22 protein-coding genes are annotated in these 19,246 nt (G+C 71.7%); 16 read left to right on the top strand and 6 right to left on the bottom strand.

The window, feature by feature from the left end:
• Positions 1–50: 50 nt before the first annotated feature.
• Entirely contained in the window at positions 51–1,109 is a 1,059-nt protein-coding gene (locus ACFSZT_RS21155) for an AAA family ATPase (protein ID WP_377385859.1), read from the bottom strand.
• 255 nt (positions 1,110–1,364) lie between these two features.
• On the opposite strand from ACFSZT_RS21155, the gene ACFSZT_RS21150 reads away from it, so the two are divergent.
• From ACFSZT_RS21150 to ACFSZT_RS21115, 8 genes are all read left to right on the top strand, one after another.
• On the top strand, positions 1,365–1,721 hold the full coding sequence (locus tag ACFSZT_RS21150; protein WP_377385857.1) for a hypothetical protein: 357 nt from the start codon (positions 1,365–1,367) through the stop codon (positions 1,719–1,721).
• Positions 1,722–1,724: 3 nt separating this feature from the next.
• Positions 1,725–2,267, top strand: coding sequence for a DUF3558 family protein (locus ACFSZT_RS21145; RefSeq protein WP_377385854.1), 543 nt, complete (start codon positions 1,725–1,727; stop codon positions 2,265–2,267).
• Positions 2,264–2,845, top strand: coding sequence for a PE-PGRS family protein (locus tag ACFSZT_RS21140; protein WP_377385851.1), 582 nt, complete (start codon positions 2,264–2,266; stop codon positions 2,843–2,845). Before ACFSZT_RS21145 ends, ACFSZT_RS21140 begins: the two co-directional genes overlap by 4 nt.
• On the top strand, positions 2,842–3,591 hold the full coding sequence (locus ACFSZT_RS21135) for an ESX secretion-associated protein EspG (RefSeq protein WP_377385848.1): 750 nt from the start codon (positions 2,842–2,844) through the stop codon (positions 3,589–3,591). The genes ACFSZT_RS21140 and ACFSZT_RS21135 overlap by 4 nt, the downstream gene beginning before the upstream one ends.
• Positions 3,592–3,939: 348 nt before the next feature.
• Positions 3,940–4,371: a division/cell wall cluster transcriptional repressor MraZ gene (gene mraZ / locus ACFSZT_RS21130; RefSeq protein ID WP_377385845.1), complete on the top strand. Its 432-nt coding sequence runs from the start codon at positions 3,940–3,942 to the stop codon at positions 4,369–4,371.
• Positions 4,372–4,561: 190 nt separating this feature from the next.
• Positions 4,562–5,518 carry a 16S rRNA (cytosine(1402)-N(4))-methyltransferase RsmH gene (gene rsmH / locus ACFSZT_RS21125; protein ID WP_377385842.1) on the top strand — a complete coding sequence of 319 codons (957 nt, stop codon included), beginning with the start codon at positions 4,562–4,564 and terminating at the stop codon, positions 5,516–5,518.
• Positions 5,515–6,291 (top strand): septum formation initiator, encoded by a 777-nt coding sequence (locus ACFSZT_RS21120; RefSeq protein ID WP_377385839.1) that lies wholly within the window; start codon positions 5,515–5,517, stop codon positions 6,289–6,291. Before rsmH ends, ACFSZT_RS21120 begins: the two co-directional genes overlap by 4 nt.
• Positions 6,291–8,210 carry a peptidoglycan D,D-transpeptidase FtsI family protein gene (locus tag ACFSZT_RS21115; RefSeq protein ID WP_377385836.1) on the top strand — a complete coding sequence of 640 codons (1,920 nt, stop codon included), beginning with the start codon at positions 6,291–6,293 and terminating at the stop codon, positions 8,208–8,210. The genes ACFSZT_RS21120 and ACFSZT_RS21115 overlap by 1 nt, the downstream gene beginning before the upstream one ends.
• A gap of 79 nt (positions 8,211–8,289) precedes the next feature.
• Here the strand turns inward: ACFSZT_RS21115 and ACFSZT_RS21110 are convergent, their stop codons facing one another.
• Together ACFSZT_RS21110 and ACFSZT_RS21105 are read right to left on the bottom strand one after the other, a co-directional pair.
• The gene (locus ACFSZT_RS21110; protein ID WP_377385833.1) at positions 8,290–9,105 is read right to left on the bottom strand and encodes an ABC transporter permease; all 816 of its coding nucleotides are present in this window, start codon (positions 9,103–9,105) and stop codon (positions 8,290–8,292) included.
• The gene (locus ACFSZT_RS21105; RefSeq protein WP_377385830.1) at positions 9,102–10,085 is read right to left on the bottom strand and encodes an ATP-binding cassette domain-containing protein; all 984 of its coding nucleotides are present in this window, start codon (positions 10,083–10,085) and stop codon (positions 9,102–9,104) included. The genes ACFSZT_RS21110 and ACFSZT_RS21105 overlap by 4 nt, the downstream gene beginning before the upstream one ends.
• 87 nt (positions 10,086–10,172) lie before the next feature.
• Here ACFSZT_RS21105 and ACFSZT_RS21100 point away from each other — a divergent pair, with 87 nt between their 5' ends.
• Positions 10,173–10,904 carry a TetR/AcrR family transcriptional regulator C-terminal domain-containing protein gene (locus tag ACFSZT_RS21100; protein ID WP_377385827.1) on the top strand — a complete coding sequence of 244 codons (732 nt, stop codon included), beginning with the start codon at positions 10,173–10,175 and terminating at the stop codon, positions 10,902–10,904.
• A gap of 13 nt (positions 10,905–10,917) precedes the next feature.
• On the opposite strand, the gene ACFSZT_RS21095 is transcribed toward ACFSZT_RS21100, so the two are convergent.
• A complete protein-coding gene (locus ACFSZT_RS21095) occupies positions 10,918–12,714 on the bottom strand; it encodes an AMP-dependent synthetase/ligase (protein ID WP_377385824.1) in 1,797 nt (598 codons plus the stop codon).
• 110 nt (positions 12,715–12,824) lie between these two features.
• On the opposite strand from ACFSZT_RS21095, the gene ACFSZT_RS21090 reads away from it, so the two are divergent.
• The 7 genes from ACFSZT_RS21090 to ACFSZT_RS21060 are packed head-to-tail and all read left to right on the top strand — an operon-like array spanning position 12,825 to position 17,953.
• Complete coding sequence (locus tag ACFSZT_RS21090) at positions 12,825–13,244, top strand: polyketide cyclase / dehydrase and lipid transport (protein ID WP_377385821.1); 420 nt, start codon at positions 12,825–12,827, stop codon at positions 13,242–13,244.
• 23 nt (positions 13,245–13,267) lie between these two features.
• Positions 13,268–14,056: a metallophosphoesterase family protein gene (locus ACFSZT_RS21085; RefSeq protein WP_377385818.1), complete on the top strand. Its 789-nt coding sequence runs from the start codon at positions 13,268–13,270 to the stop codon at positions 14,054–14,056.
• A gap of 27 nt (positions 14,057–14,083) precedes the next feature.
• Positions 14,084–14,524 carry an SRPBCC family protein gene (locus tag ACFSZT_RS21080; RefSeq protein ID WP_377385816.1) on the top strand — a complete coding sequence of 147 codons (441 nt, stop codon included), beginning with the start codon at positions 14,084–14,086 and terminating at the stop codon, positions 14,522–14,524.
• 1 nt (position 14,525) lies between these two features.
• The gene (locus ACFSZT_RS21075) at positions 14,526–15,677 is read left to right on the top strand and encodes an ArsA family ATPase (RefSeq protein ID WP_377385813.1); all 1,152 of its coding nucleotides are present in this window, start codon (positions 14,526–14,528) and stop codon (positions 15,675–15,677) included.
• Positions 15,674–16,108 (top strand): hypothetical protein, encoded by a 435-nt coding sequence (locus ACFSZT_RS21070; protein ID WP_377385810.1) that lies wholly within the window; start codon positions 15,674–15,676, stop codon positions 16,106–16,108. Before ACFSZT_RS21075 ends, ACFSZT_RS21070 begins: the two co-directional genes overlap by 4 nt.
• Positions 16,109–17,065 (top strand): ROK family protein, encoded by a 957-nt coding sequence (locus ACFSZT_RS21065; RefSeq protein WP_377385807.1) that lies wholly within the window; start codon positions 16,109–16,111, stop codon positions 17,063–17,065.
• A gap of 9 nt (positions 17,066–17,074) precedes the next feature.
• Positions 17,075–17,953, top strand: coding sequence for an NUDIX hydrolase (locus tag ACFSZT_RS21060; RefSeq protein ID WP_377385804.1), 879 nt, complete (start codon positions 17,075–17,077; stop codon positions 17,951–17,953).
• Positions 17,954–17,969: 16 nt separating this feature from the next.
• Here ACFSZT_RS21060 and ACFSZT_RS21055 read toward each other — a convergent pair whose 3' ends face one another.
• Together ACFSZT_RS21055 and ACFSZT_RS21050 are read right to left on the bottom strand one after the other, a co-directional pair.
• Positions 17,970–18,482: a hypothetical protein gene (locus ACFSZT_RS21055; protein ID WP_377385801.1), complete on the bottom strand. Its 513-nt coding sequence runs from the start codon at positions 18,480–18,482 to the stop codon at positions 17,970–17,972.
• Positions 18,479–19,240: an alpha/beta hydrolase gene (locus ACFSZT_RS21050; RefSeq protein WP_377385798.1), complete on the bottom strand. Its 762-nt coding sequence runs from the start codon at positions 19,238–19,240 to the stop codon at positions 18,479–18,481. Before ACFSZT_RS21050 ends, ACFSZT_RS21055 begins: the two co-directional genes overlap by 4 nt.
• Positions 19,241–19,246: the final 6 nt, after the last annotated feature.

Here is a 19,246-nt window from a genome sequence, read left to right as displayed (position 1 = left end):
GGGTCGGCCAGGCCGGGGTTGGGAGTGGTCACGTCGGTCCGTTCCGTGCGCTACCGGTGGGCCAGCCCGTTACCGCCGTGGGGGACGGGAACGCGCTGCAGGACCGCGCGCACGACGTCCGTTGCCGAGCGGCGGGCGGCGTGCGCCTCGGTGGTGAGGACAAGCCGGTGCGCGAGCACTGGGACGGCGACGGCGTGCAGATCGTCGGGCACCACGTACTCGCGTCCGGACAGCGCCGCCTGCGCCCGCGCGGCCCGCACCAGCTGCAGTGTCGCGCGCGGCGACGCGCCCAGCCGCAGCTCCGGCACCTGGCGCGTCGCCGCCACCAGCTCCACGGCGTACTGCCGGACCTCGGGTGCGAGGTGGATCCCTCGCACGGCCTGGACGAGCCGGTGCACGGTCGCCGCGTCGGACACGGGCTCGAGATCGTCGAGCGGATTGTGCCCGGCGTGCTCGTCGACCATCGCCAGTTCCGCCTGCGGGTCCGGATAGCCGATCGACACGCGCGCCGTGAAGCGGTCGCGCTGCGCCTCGGGCAGCGCGTAGGTGCCTTCCATCTCGATCGGGTTCTGGGTGGCGATCACCATGAACGGCTCGTCGAGGTGGTACGTCGTCGTGTCGACGGTGACCTGGCGTTCCTCCATGCATTCCAGCAGCGCGGACTGCGTCTTCGGCGAGGCTCGGTTGATCTCGTCGCCCACCACGATGTTGGCGAACACCGGACCGGGCCGGAACTCGAAGTCCGCCTGCTGGCGGTTGTAGATCGAGACGCCCGTGACGTCGCTCGGCAGCAGGTCCGGCGTGAACTGGATCCGGCTGACGGTGCAGTCGATGGACCGCCCGAGCGCCTTGGCCAGCGACGTCTTGCCGACCCCCGGCACGTCCTCGACGAGCAGATGCCCCTCCGCCAGAAGCGTGACCAGCGCGATGCGCACGACTTCGGGCTTGCCGACGAGCACGCGCTCGACGTTGCCGGCGATCCGCCGGGCGGTCTCGTGCAGCTCGGCCAGGCCAGTGCTCGGCCTGGCCACGGCCTGCGGGTAGGCCGCCGGACCGGCGTGCTCGCCGGCCGGATCGGCGGTTGCGGCAGAGTGCCCTCTCGACGTCACACGACCTCCTGATGCCCCTCGCGCATGCCACGAACGGGTGGTCACCGTTCATGGAATGGGCTGCCCCGCCCTTGTCCCAGCGTGCCACGAAGTGTGTCAAACGCAGGCGAACTCGGAGATCCAACCCCGCGCAGCGGAACCGTCACCGACTGTGCTTGCGACGATCAGGTGACGGCGTACGGGCGGGCCGGATGACCGAGCGTTCTCGCCTATGCTCTCGTGCTGAGATCAGCCGGTTACGGAGAGGTGCGAGCGATGACTGGTGGGCACGCCGCGGCACCCGTGGTGCCCGCGGAGGCGTTCGCCGTCGCGCCCGACCTGGCCACCGACGCCTTCCGGCGGCTCAGCGAGCTCCAGGACGTGGTGGGCAGGCTGGTGCGCCAGGCGAAGGTCCTCGGCCGGACGGTGCCGCTGGGCGGCGGGTACGCCGGCGAGCTCGGGGAGTTCATGGCGCGCTACGGCTTGGAGGGCGAGGGCTCCGCGGTGGAGGCTCTCACCCGCTTCGGCCGGGAGCTCGAGTCGCTCAAGACGCAGATCAACACTGCGCTCGAGCGGTACCGCGCCGAGGACGAGGCCGCTGCGGACGGGGTCGACTGCGTGGGCGGAGGCTGACCGATGCGCTGGTTCCGCCTGCTCGCGCCCGTGCTGCTGCTCGTGGCCGCCTGTGGCAGGTCGCACGGCGAGCCGGCCGGGGCCGACGCCGTGCCTGCTCCGGCTCCGGACTCCGCCGCGCCCTCGTCGACGGCGGCCGAACTCGCCGTGCTCGATCCGTGCGCATTGCTGTCCGCGGCCGACCGCTCGACGGCCGGCCTGACGGTGCCGGGGGAGCGCCGGTCGATCGGGGGCGCCGCCGCGTGCGACTACACCGAGCCGGGCTCCTTCGGCGTGACGGTCACGGTCGACGGCACGTCCGGACTGGCGGACCTGGACGTGCCCGGTGACGCCGAGCCGATCAGCATCGGCGGCCACGACGCGCTGCGGGTCGCCGACCCGGCCGCCGACGACGGCACGTGCGCGGTGCTGGTGGCGGCGGGCGAGTCGGCGAGCGTGCACGTGGACGTGTCGAGGACGGACTTCACCGGTACCGAGGACGCGTGCCGGCGAGCGATGACCGTGGCCGAGCTGGTCGCACCGGACCTGCCGGGGGGAGCCGGATGAGCGAGCACGCGGTACCCGCCACCGAACGTCGCTACGAGTGGTACAGCCATGAGGCGATGAAGGCCGACGTCGAATCGGGTAACGAGCCCTCGGCGGCGGGGGAGATCAGTCGTGAGTGGACGGACCTGGCCGAACGGTTGCACGAGGCGGGCGAGGTGCTGACCGGCGTGTCCGGTGCCAGTGAGGACGCGTGGAGCGGTCCCGGCGGTGAGGCGGTCCGCGCCGCGCTGGCGAGGGCGGCCGCCTGGTCCCGGTCGGCGGCCGGGGTCTCGGCCACGCTCGCCGACGCCGTCGCGAGCCAGGCCGAGGTCGCGGCGAAGGCCCGCGCCGAGATGCCCGAGCCGGTGTCGTACGACCCTGCCGCGATGATCCGGGACGCCGCGGGCAGCGGCGACATCGCAGTGCTGGTCGGGCTGTCCGATGTGCTCTCGGCACGGCGGGAGGAGGCCGAGGCGGCCCGGCAGAAGGCCATCGACGTCATGTACGCGCGGGACGCGGCGTTGCGGGCGGCCGTGCCCGCCGTGTCGTTCACGCCACCGCCCGCCCTGACCGAAGAGGGAAGGCCGGCGCTCGAGTGATCCGGGTGTCCGCCTCGGCCTTCGACATCCTGTGGTCGGACCTCGGCCACCGTGCGCCTCCGGCTCCGCTCGCGGTGCCGAGTGGAGGGAAGACCGAGTCGGAGCGCCGGGAGATCCGGCAGGCCGTGTACGACAACCTCGCCGAGCGCGGACTGGCCCACGGTGGCGAGCTCGATGCCGCGCTGCGGGAACGGCTCGATCTGCTGGCCTCCGCGTCGGTGTACGTCGAGTGCGAGGCGTTGCTGGACATGACCGAGGCCGAGCCACTGCGCGCGGTCGCGGCCGCCGGGGGCGGTGCCGGCGTGCTCGCCGTGCAGCCACACCGCACGATCGGTCTGGAGGCGATCGGCGAGGGCGAGCTGTTCGCCGCGGCGGTCGGCGTGCTGCCGGAGGTCGAGTCCGGTCCCGGCTACGGCGTGAGCCTGCCGGCGTCGGCACTTGGCGACGCCGCGGAGGATCCCGTCTACGGCACCGGTTCTCGGGGCGGTTCGCGCGCATACGCGCAGCAGATCCGCGAGGTGCTGGCGATCCAGGCGCGGCCGGTGCTCGCGGCCGGCCAGTTCTCCGTCCGGGTTCGTGACGGCGAGCGGCTGCGCAGACTCGGCGGAGTGAGCTGGTTCGTCACCGACGTCGGCGCGTACCTCGGCACGGTGCTGCCCGGCCGCGACGGCGAGCGGTGGATGAGCGTGGCGCCGGCGGACCGCGACCGGATCGCGCTGCGGCTCGCCGACGTCCTCGGCGGCTGACCACGGCCGTCCCCCACGCTCCACCACGCGCCCCACCTGGCCCCACCCCGGACCGTCCGATGTGGTCCCGATGTGGTGTGAGCAACACGAATCGGTGCGTCCCAGGTGGTTTAGTCCCGTCGGCATCACCCGCGGCGGCGATCTCCCCCCACCGGCCCCCACTCGCCACCCACTGCGCTGACCTGCGGTAACGGCGAGCGCTATCGCGCGAAAGCGTCGTTTTGCCGTTGACTGTGGTGAAAAGTGGGGTACGGTGGTGAGCAGTGGGGCAGAAGGGAGCTCCGTAGCCGATCTCGGCGGATTCGCGGAGGCGTATCCGGTCCTGGTCGGTAGGGGAGGTGGAGGCCGTTGTTCCTCGGCACCCACACCCCGAAACTGGACGACAAGGGGCGGCTCACGCTGCCCGCGAAGTTCCGGGACGCGCTGGCGGGTGGACTGATGATCACCAAGGGACAGGACCACTGTCTGTACGTCTTCCCGCGTGCGGAGTTCGAGCAGATGGCCCGGAAGGTGGCCGAGGCGCCGTTCACGAACGAGTCGGTGCGGGCCTACCAGCGGTACTTGTTCGCGGGGACCGACGAACAACGTCCGGACGGGCAGGGGCGCATCGCCATCGCGTCCGAGCTCCGGCGCTATGCCGGGCTCAACAAGGAGTGCGTGGTGATCGGTGCGATCACCAGGCTGGAGATCTGGGACTCCCAGGCGTGGCAGACGTATCTGGAAGAACACGAAGACAGCTATGCGAAGGCGCAAGAGGAGATCCTGCCCGGCGTGTTCTGACGGCGGGCGCGGGTTCCCCGGCAGCCGGGGATGGGGGTTTCGCGATCTCCTCGTGTGACGTGACAGCACAGACATGGGCACGGATGCCCTCAGGCTGCGGCCCTGGTGCACCTTCCCCGGTATCAGGTCCGCAACCTGAAGGCATCCGTCCCGGACCGATCAGGGCGGTGAGGCGAAAGGGGGCGCTGCCATGAACGACGTGGCGCACCTTCCCGTCCTGCTCGAGCGGGTGCTCGAGCTGTTCGCGCCCGTCCTCGCCGATCGCGACGCGGTGCTCGTCGACGCCACCCTCGGTCTCGGCGGCCACGCGGACGCTCTGCTGTCGGCCCACCCCGCGCTGCGGATCGTCGGCCTGGACCGGGATCCGAACGCACTGCAGCGGGCGCGCGAACGCCTGGCCCGGCACGGCGACCGCGTCGAGTTCGTGCATGCCGTCTACGACCGGATCCCCGCCGTGCTCGCCGATCTCGGTCTCTCCCGTGTGGACGGTGTGCTCATGGACCTCGGGGTGTCGTCGATGCAGCTCGACCTCCCCGAGCGCGGGTTCGCCTACGCCAAGGACGCCCCGCTCGACATGCGCATGGACCCGACCACGGGCCCCACGGCGGCCGACGTGCTCAACACCTACTCGGTCGCCGACCTGACGCGGATCCTGCGCGAGTACGGCGAGGAGCGGTTCGCGCACCGGATCGCCAAGGCCGTCGTCGCCGAGCGGCAGAAGGCCCCGTTCGACCGCAGTGAGCGGCTGGTCCGGCTGCTCTACGACACGGTCCCCGCGCCGAGCAGGCGCACCGGAGGGCACCCCGCGAAGCGAACGTTCCAGGCCCTGCGGATCGAGGTCAACGGGGAGCTGGACACGTTGCGGGCGGCCGTTCCCGCGGCCATCGACGCGCTCGCCGACGGCGGGCGCATCGTCGTCGAGGCCTATCACTCGCTGGAGGACCGGATCGTCAAGCGAGCGTTCGCCGAGCGGGCGTCGTCCCGGACACCGGAAGGACTTCCGGTCGAGCTTCCGGGCCACGGCCCCGACATCCGCCTGCTGACCCGCGGCGCCGAGAAGGCCGACGAGCGGGAGATCGACCACAACCCCCGCGCGGCCTCGGTCCGGCTGCGCGCGGCCGAACGGATTGGAGCGGCTGCCCGATGACCGCGCCCGCACGTCCCCGTCACCAGCCCGCGTCCCGAACCCGGCAGCGCGCCCGTGCCACGACGACGACCACCGCACCGGCGACACCCGGTGTCGTCGGCTCCCCTCGGCGGCGGAGCTCCGCCGCCGAACGCGCCTACGCCCGCCGGGCGCAGCGCGTGGAGTTGTTGCAGCGCAGGGAAAGCGGTGAGCCCCAGCGGCGCACGGGCCTGCGGTTGCGCTGGCCGCGCTCGCGAGCGTCCTTTGTGCTCATGCTCATGGCGCTGATGGCGGCCGGTGTCGCGACCACGCTGTGGCTGTCCACGCAGGCGATCACCGACTCCTACCGCCTGGAGGAACTGCGGCAGAGCAACGCCGCGCTGGCCGAGCGGTCTGCGCAGCTCCAGCGCCAGGTCGCCACGGCGGAGTCGCCGGCGTCGCTGGCCGAGCGCGCCAAGGCGCTGGGCATGGTGCCCGGCGGCAACCCGGCGCGGCTCGTCGTCGGCGAGGACGGCTCGGTGACCGTCGTCGGGGAACCGACCGAGGCGACCACACCCGCACCGCCACCTCCGCCGGCGCCGGAACCCGCGGACCGACCGGAGGAGCCGCGGCAGCCGGCGACGGATGCCGGCCACGAGCGGGACCGGGTCGCCACGGGGGACGCCGACCGGGTGCCGGACGCGCAGCGTCAGGAGGTCCGCGAGCCGCGCGATCAGCGGGCGGCCGACGACGCTGCCGCCGACGACGCCGAGCGGGCACGGACGGTGGCGCAGGAGCGAACCGGAGGGGACTGATGCGACCTCAGGCACGAGGGCGAGGAGGGACCCGTGCGGGTGGCACCCGCCGGACCTATTCCGCGCGAGCCCGTCGTCGGGGCGCGCCCGTACTGGACGGGGGAAATCGCGGCCGGTTCGTCGCCGGCCGGATCGTGCTCATCGTCGTCCTCGTGGCGGCCGGGCTGAAACTGGTGCAGGTGCAGGGTTTCCAGGCGGAGGCCCTGTCGGCACGCGCGGAACGGCAGCGCACGACCACCATCGACATCCCCGCCCAGCGCGGCTCCATTGTGGACCGGAACGGCTCACAGCTGGCCTTCAGCGTCGAAACGCGCATGTTGTGGGCCAACCTGCGGCTCATGCGCAAGACGTGGAACGAGTTCGCCCGCGAGAACCCGAAGTCGGGCCAGAACTACGAGACCCGGGTGGCGGAGATCGCCAAGTTCATCGCGGGCAGGCTCCCGGACAAGACCACCGAGCAGGAACTACTGGAGCGGTTCCACAAGGACGGCAGCTTCACGTATCTGGTCGACGACGTGGAACCCTCGGTCGCGGAGGAGATCAAGGCGGCCTACCCGGAGATCGGCTACGAGAAGCGGGCCAAGCGGGAGTACCCGGGCGGCGAGGTCGCCTCCAACATCGTCGGTTTCGCGAACTGGCGCACCGATGATCCGGATCAGTCCAAACACAACCTGCGTGGCCTCGCCGGGCTGGAGAGCATGCGGGACGCCGACCTGGCGGGAACGTCGGGCAGGCAGATCGTCGACACCGCGCAGGGCACCGACGTCGTTATCCCCGGGACCGAGCGCGATCTGCAGCCGGCCACCGCCGGCTCGGACCTCGAGCTGACCATCGACTCCGACGTGCAGTACAACCTGCAGCAGATGCTGAGCGACTATGTCGCGCGCTCGCACGCCAAGGGCGGCAGCGCGGTGGTGCTGGACGCGAAGACCGGCGAGGTCTACGCGCTGGCCAACGACAAGACCCTCGACCCCAACGCCGACTCGCTCGACCTCGAGCTCATGAACAACACGGCGGTGACGACCCCGTTCGAACCGGGCTCGGTGAACAAGGTCGTCACCGCCGCCGCCGCGATCGAGGCCGGGATCACGAAGCCGGACGACGTGCACCAGGTGCCCGGATCCATCGAGATCGCCGACCATGTGGTGCACGACGCGTGGTCGCACGGCACGCAGCCGTTCACCACCACCGGCATCTTCGCCAAGTCGTCCAACGTGGGCACCCTGATGCTGGCCGAGCGGCTCGGCCCGGACCGCTACCTCGACATGCTGAAGCGGTTCGGGCTGGGCAAGCGCACCGGCATCGGGCTTCCCGGGGAGAGCCCCGGCTTCATCCCGCCCCGCAACCAGTGGTCGGGCACCACGTTCGGCAACCTGCCCATCGGCCAGGGTCTGTCGATGACGGTGGTGCAGATGGCGAGCATGTACCAGGCCATCGCCAACGACGGTGTGCGCGTGGAGCCGCGCGTCGTGCGGGCCAAGATCACCCCGGACGGCCAGCGCGTGCCCGAACCGAAGCCGGCATCCACGCGAGTCGTCAGCGAGAAGACGGCCGACACGGTCAAGGACATGCTCCGGGCAGTCACCCAGGATGGCGACGTCTACCACCGGGGGACCGCGCCGGCCGCGGCGATCGAGGGCTACCAGATCGCGGGCAAGACCGGCACCGGCCAGCAGGTGGACCCCGAGACCGGTGCCTACAGCGACAACCTCTACAACATCACGTTCGCCGGCATCCTGCCCGCTGACGAACCGCGGTTCGTGGTCGGCATCCGGCTCGACGCGCCGGACACCACCCTGCCGGAGGGTAGCTCCGCGGCGCCGCTGTTCGAGAAGGTGGCCTCGTACCTGGCCCAGCGGTACTCGATCCCGCTGTCGGACAAGAAGGCACCGGTGGTTCCCCTCATCATGCGGGGCTGAGGCACCACGCGGCGCCGAGCAGCCGGACGGCCCGCCACCCGGGACACGTGAACCGGGTGGCGGGCCGTCGTCCGTGCGGCTACAGGCCCGCGGTGCGGAACCGGCGGATCGACAGCGGAACGAAGATCACCAGCAGCAGCACGCACCAACCTGCCGTGGCCAGCACCGGGTTGGCGATGGGCCAGGAGAGGTCTCCCGCGGGCAGGCCCGGGTTGCCGAAGAGTTCGCGGCAGGCGGCCGTCGCCGCACTGACCGGGTTCCAGTCCGCGATCGCCTGCAGGATCGCCGGCATGCCATCGGTGGGGACGAAGATGTTGGAGATCATCGTGACCGGCATGATCAGTGGCCCGATCCTCGCAGCGGTCTCCTCGTTCTTCGCCAGCGAACCGAGGAACACCCCGACCCACGACACGGCGTACTGCAGCAACAGCAGCAGCCCGAACGCGCCGAGTGTCGCGCCGATGCCGTTGTGCGCGCGCCAGCCGAACAGCAGTCCGCACAGCGCCATGACGGCGAGGCTGCCCGCCGCCACGATCAGGTCGGCCGCCGTCTGTCCGAACGGGACCGCCGAGCGGGCCATCGGCATCGAGCGGTAGCGGTCCATCACGCCGAGCCCGTTGTCCTTGGCGATGACGGTCAGCGAGCCCATCAATCCGAAGACCGTGCCCATGACGAACAGGCCCGGCATCAGGTACTCGCGGTAGTTCCCGCCGCCGGGAATGGGGATGGCGCTGCCGAAGACGTAGCCGAACAACACCACCGACACGAGCGGGAAGGCGAAGGTCGCGGCGATCTGACCCGGCTGGTGCTTGAGTTTGAGCAGGTTCCGCCTCATCACGGCGAGGCCGTCGGAGAGCCCGGTGCGCAACGGGGACGCGGGTGCTGGTGCGGTCATCGGGCCGTCTCCTCGGTGGTCGTCGTGGTCGCCTTGCCGGTGAGGGTGAGAAACACCTCGTCCAGGGTGGGCCTGCGGATGCCGACGTCCACGGCCTTCACCCCGGCCTGGTCGAGCTGGCGCACGACGTCGGGCAGCGCGAGGGAGTCGGCCCCCACCGGCACGCTCAGCAGTCTGCGGTCGGCGTCGACGTCCGGCTCGCCGCTGATGTCGGTGAGCGCCGTCAGGGCCCGCGCGGCATCGGCGATCTCGGCGGCATCGCCCACCACGACGTCGATCCGGCCGCCGATCTTCGCCTTGAGCTCGTCCGGCGTGCCCGATGCGATCACCGTCCCGGTGTCGATGACGGCGATGTTGTGGGCGAGCTGGTCGGCCTCGTCGAGGTATTGCGTGGTGAGCAGCACCGTGGTGCCCTGGGCGACGAGGTCACGCACGGTGTCCCAGATCTCGTTGCGGCTGCGCGGATCCAGGCCGGTGGTGGGCTCGTCGAGGAACAGCACGGTGGGGGAGACGATGAGGCTGGAGATCAGGTCGAGCCGGCGCCGCATCCCGCCCGAGTAGGTCTTGACCAACCGGTCGGCGGCGTGGGCGAGGTCGAACCGTTCGAGCAGTTCGTCGGCGCGCTGCCGGGCGCGCTTGGCGCCGAGATGGAACAGCTTGCCGAAGATGCGCAGGTTCTCCCGGCCCGTGAGTTGCTCGTCGAGCGCTGCGTGCTGGCCTGCCAGCCCGATCTCCCGCCGCACCGCGGCGGCCTCCCGCACCACGTCGTGGCCGGCGACGCGCACCCGGCCCTCGTCGGGGCGGGTGAGGGTGGCGAAGACGCGGACCGCCGTGCTCTTGCCTGCCCCGTTCGGTCCCAGCAGGCCGTAGACCAGGCCGGGCGGGACGGTGAGGTCGAGCCCGTCGAGCGCCTGCGTCTGCCCGAATCTCTTGCGTAGTCCTTCGGCGAGGACGACTGCGTCACCCGTGTGTTTCCCCATGAAGACCCCTGAAGTGAGTACGATGTACGCAGTCCAACGTAGTCAACCGAGTACGGCGTACGCAACTGTTTCGCCAGGGGAGAACGAGTGCCGGGCAAGAGCGAGGCGGAACCGTCGGCTACGAGGCGGGCCGGGGCGAAGGGCGCGCGTAACAGCCGGGGGCCCGCGCCGGCCTACAGCCGTGACCAGATCGCCGATGCCGCGATCGAGATCGCCGACGAGGAGGGGCTGGATGCGGTCACCATGCGCAAGGTCGCCGCGCGCCTCGGCACGGGCGCGATGAGCCTGTACCGCTACGTCGACAGCAAGAACGCCCTCGTGGAACTCATGGGCGACCGGGTCGTCGGACGCGAGGAGTGGCCGGAGCTCAGCGGCGACTGGCGGCAGGACCTGAGGGACCTCGCCCGCGGTCAGCGCCGGGCGCTGCTCGCCCACCCCTGGCTGTCCCGGGTGTGGGCGGGCAAGCCGGCGATGGGCCCGAACATGCTGCGCGGGTTCGAGCGCTCGATGTCCATCCTCGACGGCTTCGGGCTCGGCATCGACGACATGTTCGAGATCATCGGCCTGCTCGACACCTGGGTGAACGGCTACGTGCAGAACGAGCTCGCCGCCAAGGCGTACTTCGGCGACGCCGACGACGAGGACGTGCACCGTGCCATGGCCGACTACGTCCGGGCCGTCGCCGACAGCGGCGAGTACCCGTACTTCACGCGCGTCGTCGTCGAGGCGAAGGCCCCGCACGAGGACGCCGACAGCCGATTCGAGCGCGCCCTCGACCGGCTGATCGCCGGCATCGAGGGCAGCCTCCCCGCGCGGTGACGCGAGGAGGGGGCTACTTCGCGTACAGCGACTCGATCGCCGTGGCGTAGTTCTTGCTGACCACGTTGCGCTTGAGCTTGAGGCTCGGGGTGATCTCGCCGCCCGCCTCGGTGAAGTCGTTCGGCAGGATCGTGAACTTCTTGATCGACTCCGCGTGCGACACCAGCTTGTTCGCCTCGTCGATGGCCGCCTGCACGGCCGCCCGCAGGTCGGTGTCGTCGGCGAGGTCGGACACCGTCGCGTTCTCCGGCTTGTCGTTCTGCTTCTTCCAGGTCGGGAAGAACTCCTCGTCGATGGTGACGAGCGCGCCGATGAACGGCCGCTGGTCGCCGACCACCATTGCCTGGCTGATCAGCGGGTGCGCCTTGAGCGCGTCCTCCAGGCCGGACGGTGCGACGTTCTTCCCGCCCGCGGTGACGATGATCTCCTTCTTGCGGCCGGTGATCTTGAGGAAGCCCTCGTCGTCGAGCTCGCCGAGGTCGCCGGTGTGGAACCAGCCGTCCTCGAGCGACTCGGTCGTCGCCTGCTCGTTGTTCCAGTAGGCACGGAACACGACGTCGCCCTTCAACAGCACCTCGCCGTCGTCGGCGATCCGCACCGACGTGCCCGCCACCGGCCTGCCGACCGTGCCGACCTTGAAGGCCGAGCGCGTGTTCACGTGCGCCGCGGCGGTGGTCTCGGTGAGGCCGTAGCCTTCGAACACCGGAACACCGATGCCGCGGAAGAAGTGGGCGAGCCGGGTGCCCAAGGGTGCCCCGCCGGACACGGCGGCGATGCAGCGCCCGCCCAGGGCGGCGCGCAGCTTGGTGTAGACGAGCTTGTCGAATACCGCGTGCTTGATCTTCAGGCCGAGCCCGGCGCCGCCGCGATCCTGCGCCTCGCTGTAGGCGACGGCCGTGGCCTCCGCGGCGTCGAAGATCTTGCCCTTGCCCTCGGAATGGGCCTTGAGCTTGGCGCTGTTGTAGACCTTCTCGAACACGCGCGGCACGGCCACCACGAAGGTGGGGCGGAACGTGCCGAGGTCGGGGACGAGGTTCTTGATGTCGGGCGTGTGGCCCAGCGTCGCGCGGGCGGTGAACGCCGTCAGCGCGATGGCGCGCGCGAGGATATGGGCCAGCGGCAGGAACAGCAGCAGCGAGTTGCCCGCACCCATCAGGTCCGGGAACGCGTCCACGTCGGCGCGCACCTCGGCGAGCAGGTTGCGGTGCGTCAGCACGACGCCCTTCGGACGGCCGGTCGTGCCGGAGGTGTAGACGACGGTGGCCGGGTCGTCGGCACGCACGGCGCGCCTGCGCGTGTGGATCTCGTCATCGCCGACGCCGGCGCCGAGCGTGGAAAGCGCCTCGACGGCGGGCTTGTCGCCCTCGATCTGCCACGCGTCGTTGAGCTCCGGCAGCCGATCGCGCACCTCGCCGAGCGTCGCGGTGTGGGCGGCGGTCTCGACGATCACGGCCTTGGCGCCGGAGTCGGAGAGGATCCAGTGCACCTGTTCGGCGGAGGAGGTCTCGTAGATCGGCACGGTGACGGCGCCCGCGGCCCAGATCGCGAAGTCGATGAGCGTCCACTCGTACCGCGTCTTGGACATCAGGCCGACCCGGTCGCCCTGCCCGATCCCGGACTTGACCAGGCCCTTGGCGACGGCGAGCACCTCTGCGGCGAACTCGCGCGCGGTCACGTCACGCCAGGAGCCGTCGACCTGACGGCGGAAACTCACCGTGTCGCCGAACCGCTCGGCGTTGGCCCACACGACGTCGGACATGTTCTCGTCGTCGGCGACCGTCCGGTTTGCGGGGGCGCTGTACTCGCGCAACGTGAACCTCCGTGTCCAACCTGTGTTACTCGCCAGTCAACCTAACGGCTGAGCCGGCTGCTGACCATGGGTGGGTCCGATCAGTCCGGCGAACATGCCATTCTGCAACCGTGACCGTTACCCAGAACGCCCCCGCGCTCGACATCGTCGACGAGACGTTCCTGGCGGTGCCGCCGAGCACGGTCGCCGCGGCCTTCGCCGACCCCCGCTCGTGGACGCGCTACTGGCCCGACCTGGTCCTGGAAGTTTACACCGACCGGGGTGACGAGGGCCTTCGCTGGACGGTCCGCGGCGCACTGGTCGGCACCATGGAGGTCTGGCTGGAACCGGTGCTCGACGGCACGCTGCTGCACTACTTCCTCCGCGCGACGCCGGTGCGTGACCGGCCGGTCAAGCCCCGCCGGCTGCGCCGTGAGTTCGACCGCCGGGCCCGGGCGGCGAAGGCCATCGCCCTGGAGCTCAAGCTCCTCCTCGAGGACGGCCGCGAGCCGGGCGTGCCGCCTGCCCGCCCCGGGACGGCGGAGACGTGATCGTCGCTCGGTAGGCTGGTCAGGTGCGGGTTCATGTCGTCTCCGACGTGCACGGCAACGCCGAGGCTCTCGCGCGGGCCGGGGAAGGCGCCGACGCGCTGATCGTGCTCGGCGACCTCATCGACTTCGTCGACTACCACGATCACGGCAACGGCATCCTCGGCGCGTTGTTCGGCGCGGAGAACGTCCGCACGTTCGCGCGGCTGCGCCGGGAGGGCAGGCGTGAGGAGACGGCGGCCTTCTCCCGGGAGCTGTGGTCGAGTCTCGACGACCCGGCGGGTGCCGTCGACGAGGCCATCCGGGAGCAGTACGCGACCCTGTTCGCGGCGCTGAGCGCGCCCACCTACGCCATCCCGGGCAACGTCGACTCGCCCGCGCTGTGGCCGGAGTTCGCCGGGCCGGGCATCCATCTCGTCGACGGCGAGGTCGTGGAGATCGGCGGGCTCCGGTTCGGCTTCGTCGGCGGCGCGTTGCTGCCCGACGGTGTGGTGCGCAGGCGCAATCCGGTCTGGCTGCCGTACCTGCGTCCTCGCGAGGAGTTCGACAAGGCCGCGGCCGGCCTGCGCGGCATCGACGTGCTCTGCAGTCACATCCCCCCTGCCGTGCCCGAGCTGGTCTACGACGTCGTCGCGCGCCGCATCGAGGTCGGCTCGGAGGCGCTGCTCGAGCTGATCACCGTCGAGCAGCCGCGCTGGGCGCTGTTCGGCCACGTGCACCAGCCGCTGGCGGCACGCTCGCGGGCCGGCCGGACCGAGTGCCGCAACGTCGGACATTTCCGGAAGACGGCGCGCCCCTACGTACTGCGCTGGTGACCGCCGGGACCGCTACGCTCTAGCCCCATGGCCGACCAGTCCACGCAGTCCATCGAGGTCGACGCCCCGCCGGAGCGGATCATGGCCGTCATCGCCGACCTGCCCGCCTATCCGGAGTGGGCCAAGGCGGTCCAGAAGACGGAGGTGCTCGCCACCGACGAGCAGGGCCGTGCCAAGCAGGTCCGCTTCACGCTGGACTCGGGTCCGGTCAAGGACGTCTACACGCTCGAGTACGACTGGGCCGACGACGGCCTGTCCGTGAACTGGCATCTGGTCAAGGGGCAGATGCAGAAGGCGCAGAACGGCCGTTACGCGCTCGAGCCGCGCGGGGACCGCACGCTCGTCACCTACACGTTGTCGGTGGAGCTGGCACTGCCGATGATCGGGCTGCTCCGGCGCAAGGCCGAGAAGATGATCATGGACACGGCACTGAAGGAACTCAAGCGACGCGTCGAGAGCAAGGGGTAGCGTGCGGCTGCTGCTGTTCACCGGCAAAGGCGGAGTCGGCAAGACCACCCTCGCCGCCGCGACCGGCGCCGCCCTCGCGGGCCGGGGCAGCAAGACGCTCGTGGTGTCGACCGACCCCGCGCACTCCCTCGGCGACGCCTTCGGCACACCGCTCGGGCTCGAACCCGCCGAGGTGGACAGCTGCCTGCACGGCGCCCAGATCGACACCCGGGCCCTCGCGGACGGCTCGTGGAACCGGGTGCGCGCGCAGCTGCGCTCCGCGCTGGTGAACGGCGCGGGACTCGACAGCCTCGCCGCCGAGGAGCTCACCGTCCTGCCGGGCGTCGACGAGCTGCTCGCGCTCACCGAGGTGCAACGGCTCGCCGACAGCGGGCCGTGGAACACCGTCGTCGTGGACTGCGGCCCGACCGCCGAGACGTTGCGCCTGCTCGCGCTGCCCGAGGCGATCTCCGGCTACCTCGACCGCATGGACAGCTGGAAGCTGCGGCTCTCCGGCCTGGGCAAACCGGTGCAGCGACTGGCCGCGCACTTGGAGTCGCTGCGCGCGCTGCTGACCGATCCCGAGCGGACCAGCGTGCGGCTCGTGCTCACGCCCGAACGCGTCGTCGTCGCCGAGACCCGCCGCACCCTCACGGCGCTCGCGCTGCGGGGAATCCGCGTCGACGGGATGATCGCCAACCGGCTGATCCCCGCCCCCGGGCTGTGGCGCGGCTCGGCGGCGTCCTGGCTGCGGACGCGCCGCAGGCAGCAGGACGATGTCCTGGCGGAACTGGAACGGTCCGGCTTCGGGGAGGGCATGCTGCGGTCGGTGGAGCACCGAGCCGCGGAGCCGGTCGGGCTGCCCGCCCTCCGGGAGATCGCGGACGAGCTCTACGGCGGAGCCAGCCCGCTCGGCGGTACCGGCGCCAACCTGGCGCCGCTGCTCCAGGTGTCGCGTGTGGACGGTGATGGTGGCGGGTACGAGTTACGGGTGGCGTTGCCGCTGGCGCGGGACAGCGTGGTGGACCTGGCGCGGGTCGACGACGACCTGGCGATCACCGTGGACGGGGTGCGCAGGCTCGTCGCGCTGCCCGAGGTGCTGCGCGTCTGCCACATCACCGACGCCGAATCCGACTCCCGCGGAGTGCTCGTGCATCTGAGAGGACCCGAATGAGCGGCGACGACGGCACCCACGACGGCGCCCGCCTGGCCGAGGAGATCCGCCTGCTCGTCGACCTGGTCACCGAGCGGGCGGCGCCCTGGCTGGAGAGCGTGGTCGCCGCGGGACACGGCGGGGACCACGGCGACGGCTCGGACCGCGACACCGCCCACGACCGGCAGAGCACGGCCTGCGGCTGGTGCCCGCTGTGCGCGGTGGTCGCGGTCGTGCGGGGCGAGGCTCCCGAGATCGCGGCGCGGGTCCTCGAGCAGGCCGCGCAGCTGATCGCTCTGTTGCGGGCCGTGCTGGCCGACCGGTGGCAGCCCGAGGACGGCGTGCACATGCCGGGGTTCGAGCCACCGCCGCGCCCGGAGCCCGCGCCGGCCGGGGCGAGCAGACGGGTGCAGCGGGTCGCGGTGCGGCCCCGGGAGCGGTGGGAGCCCTAGATGCCCGCGATCGGCATCGACGTCGGCGGCACCAGTGTGCGGGCCGGCGTCGTGGACGACCAGGGGTCGCTGCTCGACACGGCACGCGTCGGCACACCCGGCGAGGAGACGGTGCTCGAGGACGCCATCGCGGGTGTGGTGGAGGAATTACGTCACCGGCACGACGTGAGCGCGGTGGGTCTCGCGGTGGCCGCCTTCGTGAGGTCGGATCGCCGGTCGGTGATGTTCGCCCCGCACCTGGCGTGGCGGGACGCGCCGGTGGCCGACCGGATCGCCAAGCGCGTCGGCCTCCCGGTGACGCTCGAGCACGACGCCAACGCCGCGACGTACGCCGAGCACCGGTTCGGTGCCGCCCGCGGGGCGCGGGTGGTGACGTTCGTGGCGCTCGGCACCGGCATCGGCGCCGGGCTGCTGCTGGACGGCCGGATCTTCCGCGGTGCCCACGGCGTCGCGCCGGAACTCGGGCATCTGTGCGTGGTCCCGGGCGGGCGGCCGTGCCCCTGCGGCAAGTACGGCTGCTGGGAGCGCTACTGCAGCGGCACAGCGCTCGCCGCCACCGCGATCGAGCTGCTGGCCCGCCACCCGGGCCGGTCGACGGTGCTGGCCCGGGAGACCGCGGGCGATCCCGGCTCGGTCACCGGCAGGCGGGTGGCGGGCGCGGCCCGGGACGGCGACCCCATCGCGCTCCTGGCCATGGCGGAGCTGGCGCGCTGGCTCGGTGAGGGGCTGGCTCTGGTCGCCGACGTCTACGACCCGGAGATCGTCGTGATCGGCGGCGGGGTGTCGGAGTCGGCACCGCTGTTCCTCGACGAGGCACGCGAGCGGTACGTGCGCGCGGTGACCGGTGTCGGGCACCGCCCGCTCGCCCGCATCCGGACCACTCAGCTCGGCGACGAGGCCGCCATCGTCGGCGCCGCCACTCTCGCGAGGGAGAAATCCGCGCCCTGCGTTGACTAGGCTGGCCGGATGCTTCTCGGTGACGGCGACGGGTTCGTCAAGTGCCTGTGCGGGGAGCGGCACTGGGGCCTGCATGGCGCCGCCGGTCTGCTCCTGAGCGATCCGCGGCGTGGGGTGCTGCTGCAGCACCGCGCGGGCTGGACCCACCACGGCGACTCCTGGGCGCTGCCCGGCGGCGCGGTCCGTTCCGACGAATCTCCCGCGCAGGCCGCCACCCGGGAGACCGAGGAGGAGACCGCCGTGCCCGCGGCTTCGGTGCGGGTGCTGTCCGCCCGCGCCGAGGACCACGGCACGTGGCGCTACACCACCGTGCTGGCGACCGTCCGGGACACCGTGCGCCCGCGCGTCGCCAACGCCGAGAGCACCGCCCTCGACTGGGTGCACCCCGACGACGTGCCGGGCTACCCGCTGCACCGCAACTTCGCCGCGGCGTGGCCCGAACTCCGGGAGCAGCTCGACCGCGAACTGGTGCTCGTCGTCGACTCGGCCAACGTGGTCGGCGCGCGGCCGGACGGCTGGTGGCGCGACCGCGCGGCCGCCACCGAGCGGCTGCGGGACCGGCTCGGCGCGCTGACGTGCGTCGGTGTGCGCGCCGGCGACGTGGGCCTGCGCCACGACGGTGACTGGCTGTGGTGGCCACGCGTGGTGCTGGTCGTCGAGGGGCGGGCGAAGGCGACCGACGCGACCGAACGAGTGGAGGTCGTGTCGGCCGACGACGACGGCGACAGCGCGATCGTGCGGACCGTGAAGGAACTACGCGGGCTGCGGCCCCGCGACCACGTCGTCGTGGCCACCGCCGACCGGCAGTTGCGCCGGGAGGTGGAGGCCGAGGGGGTCACCGTGGTCGGGCCCTCCGCGCTGTGGAGCCTGCTCGACGCCTGCGGCTGACGGTCGCGGCAGGGGATCAGACCTGGGCGCCGTTGGTGGGATCGGCGCCGTCAGGCGGGCCCTGCCTGACCCGCAGCAGCAACAACGCGATCCCGGTCGCGAGTGCCAGCATGCCCAGCGGGGTCCCGATGCTCGAGGTCAACCCGATCACCGTGGGCGCGATGAGCAACAGCAGGCCCACGACGAAGAACAACAGCACCACGAACGCGCCCTTGCGGGGCTTCGGCAGGGGCGGTGGCTCCGGGGGGACGAAGTGCTCGTCGTCGCTCGCGGGGTCGGGCCCGAACATCGTCTCGTCCCAGCCGGCCGTGCTCTCCCGCCAGCCCGACTCGCTCAGCGCCGGGTCGGGCTGCTCCTCGCCCGCGCCGCGGCGCTTGGGGTCCCGGCCGTCCCGGTCCGGTGCGGGGTCGGCCTCCGGTTCGGCGACCTGCAGGTCGGGCTCGCTGAAGCCCTGGGCGCGCAGATCGGCGACGATCTCCTCGAACGTCGCGTCCACGTTCTCCGGCCCGTCGGCCCCTGGTCTGCTCACCGTGCCCTCACCTGCCTGACGGCCCGTACGAAGTCGGCACTGCGTTCGAACAGCAGCGGTGCGTCGTTGTCGAGGGTGGCGACGTGGAAGCTGTCGTGCAACACCACCTTCTCGATGTGTGTGCTGCTGACCCCCTCGGCGACGATGCGCGCGTTGACCGGCTCGACGACGTGGTCGACCGCCGAATGCGCGAGCAACAGTGGCTGGGTGACCTTGGCCAGATCCCGCCGCACCAGCGTCCACAGCTTGCCGAGACTGTGGGCGGCGCGCACGGGGGTGCGGTCGTAGGCCAGTTCGGTCACGCCGGGCCTGGCGATGTCGCCGGCGAGCCCCTTGGCCGACGGCAGGACCCGCGAGAGCAGCGGCAGGAACTTCGCGTCCAGGCGCGTGGTCAGCACCGACGGGTTCACCAGCGCGATGCCCGCGACGGCGTCACCGAGCTGTTCGGCCAGCCGCAGGGTCAGCGTCCCGCCCATCGACAGGCCGAACACGAACACCGACTCGCACTCCTGCGCCAGCCGGTGGAACTCCGCCTCGACGCAGGCGTACCAGTCGGTCCACTCGGTGCGGTTGCACTCCTGCCAGGTGGTGCCGTGGCCGGGCAGCCGCGGGCAGGACACGGTGTATCCGGCGTCGGCCAGGTACTCGCCCCACGGCCGCATGGTCGCCGGTGTCCCGGTGAACCCGTGACACAACAGCACACCGGTCTCGGTGGAGCCGGTGTGCCGGAACGGCTCAGCGCCGGCGAGCACAGGCATGCCGAT

This window comes from Prauserella oleivorans (genome assembly GCF_042685745.1).
Lineage (GTDB): Bacteria > Actinomycetota > Actinomycetes > Mycobacteriales > Pseudonocardiaceae > Prauserella_A > Prauserella_A oleivorans.
Note: the sequence above shows the minus strand (reverse complement) of the source record. Positions and strands in the feature narration are given on the sequence as shown.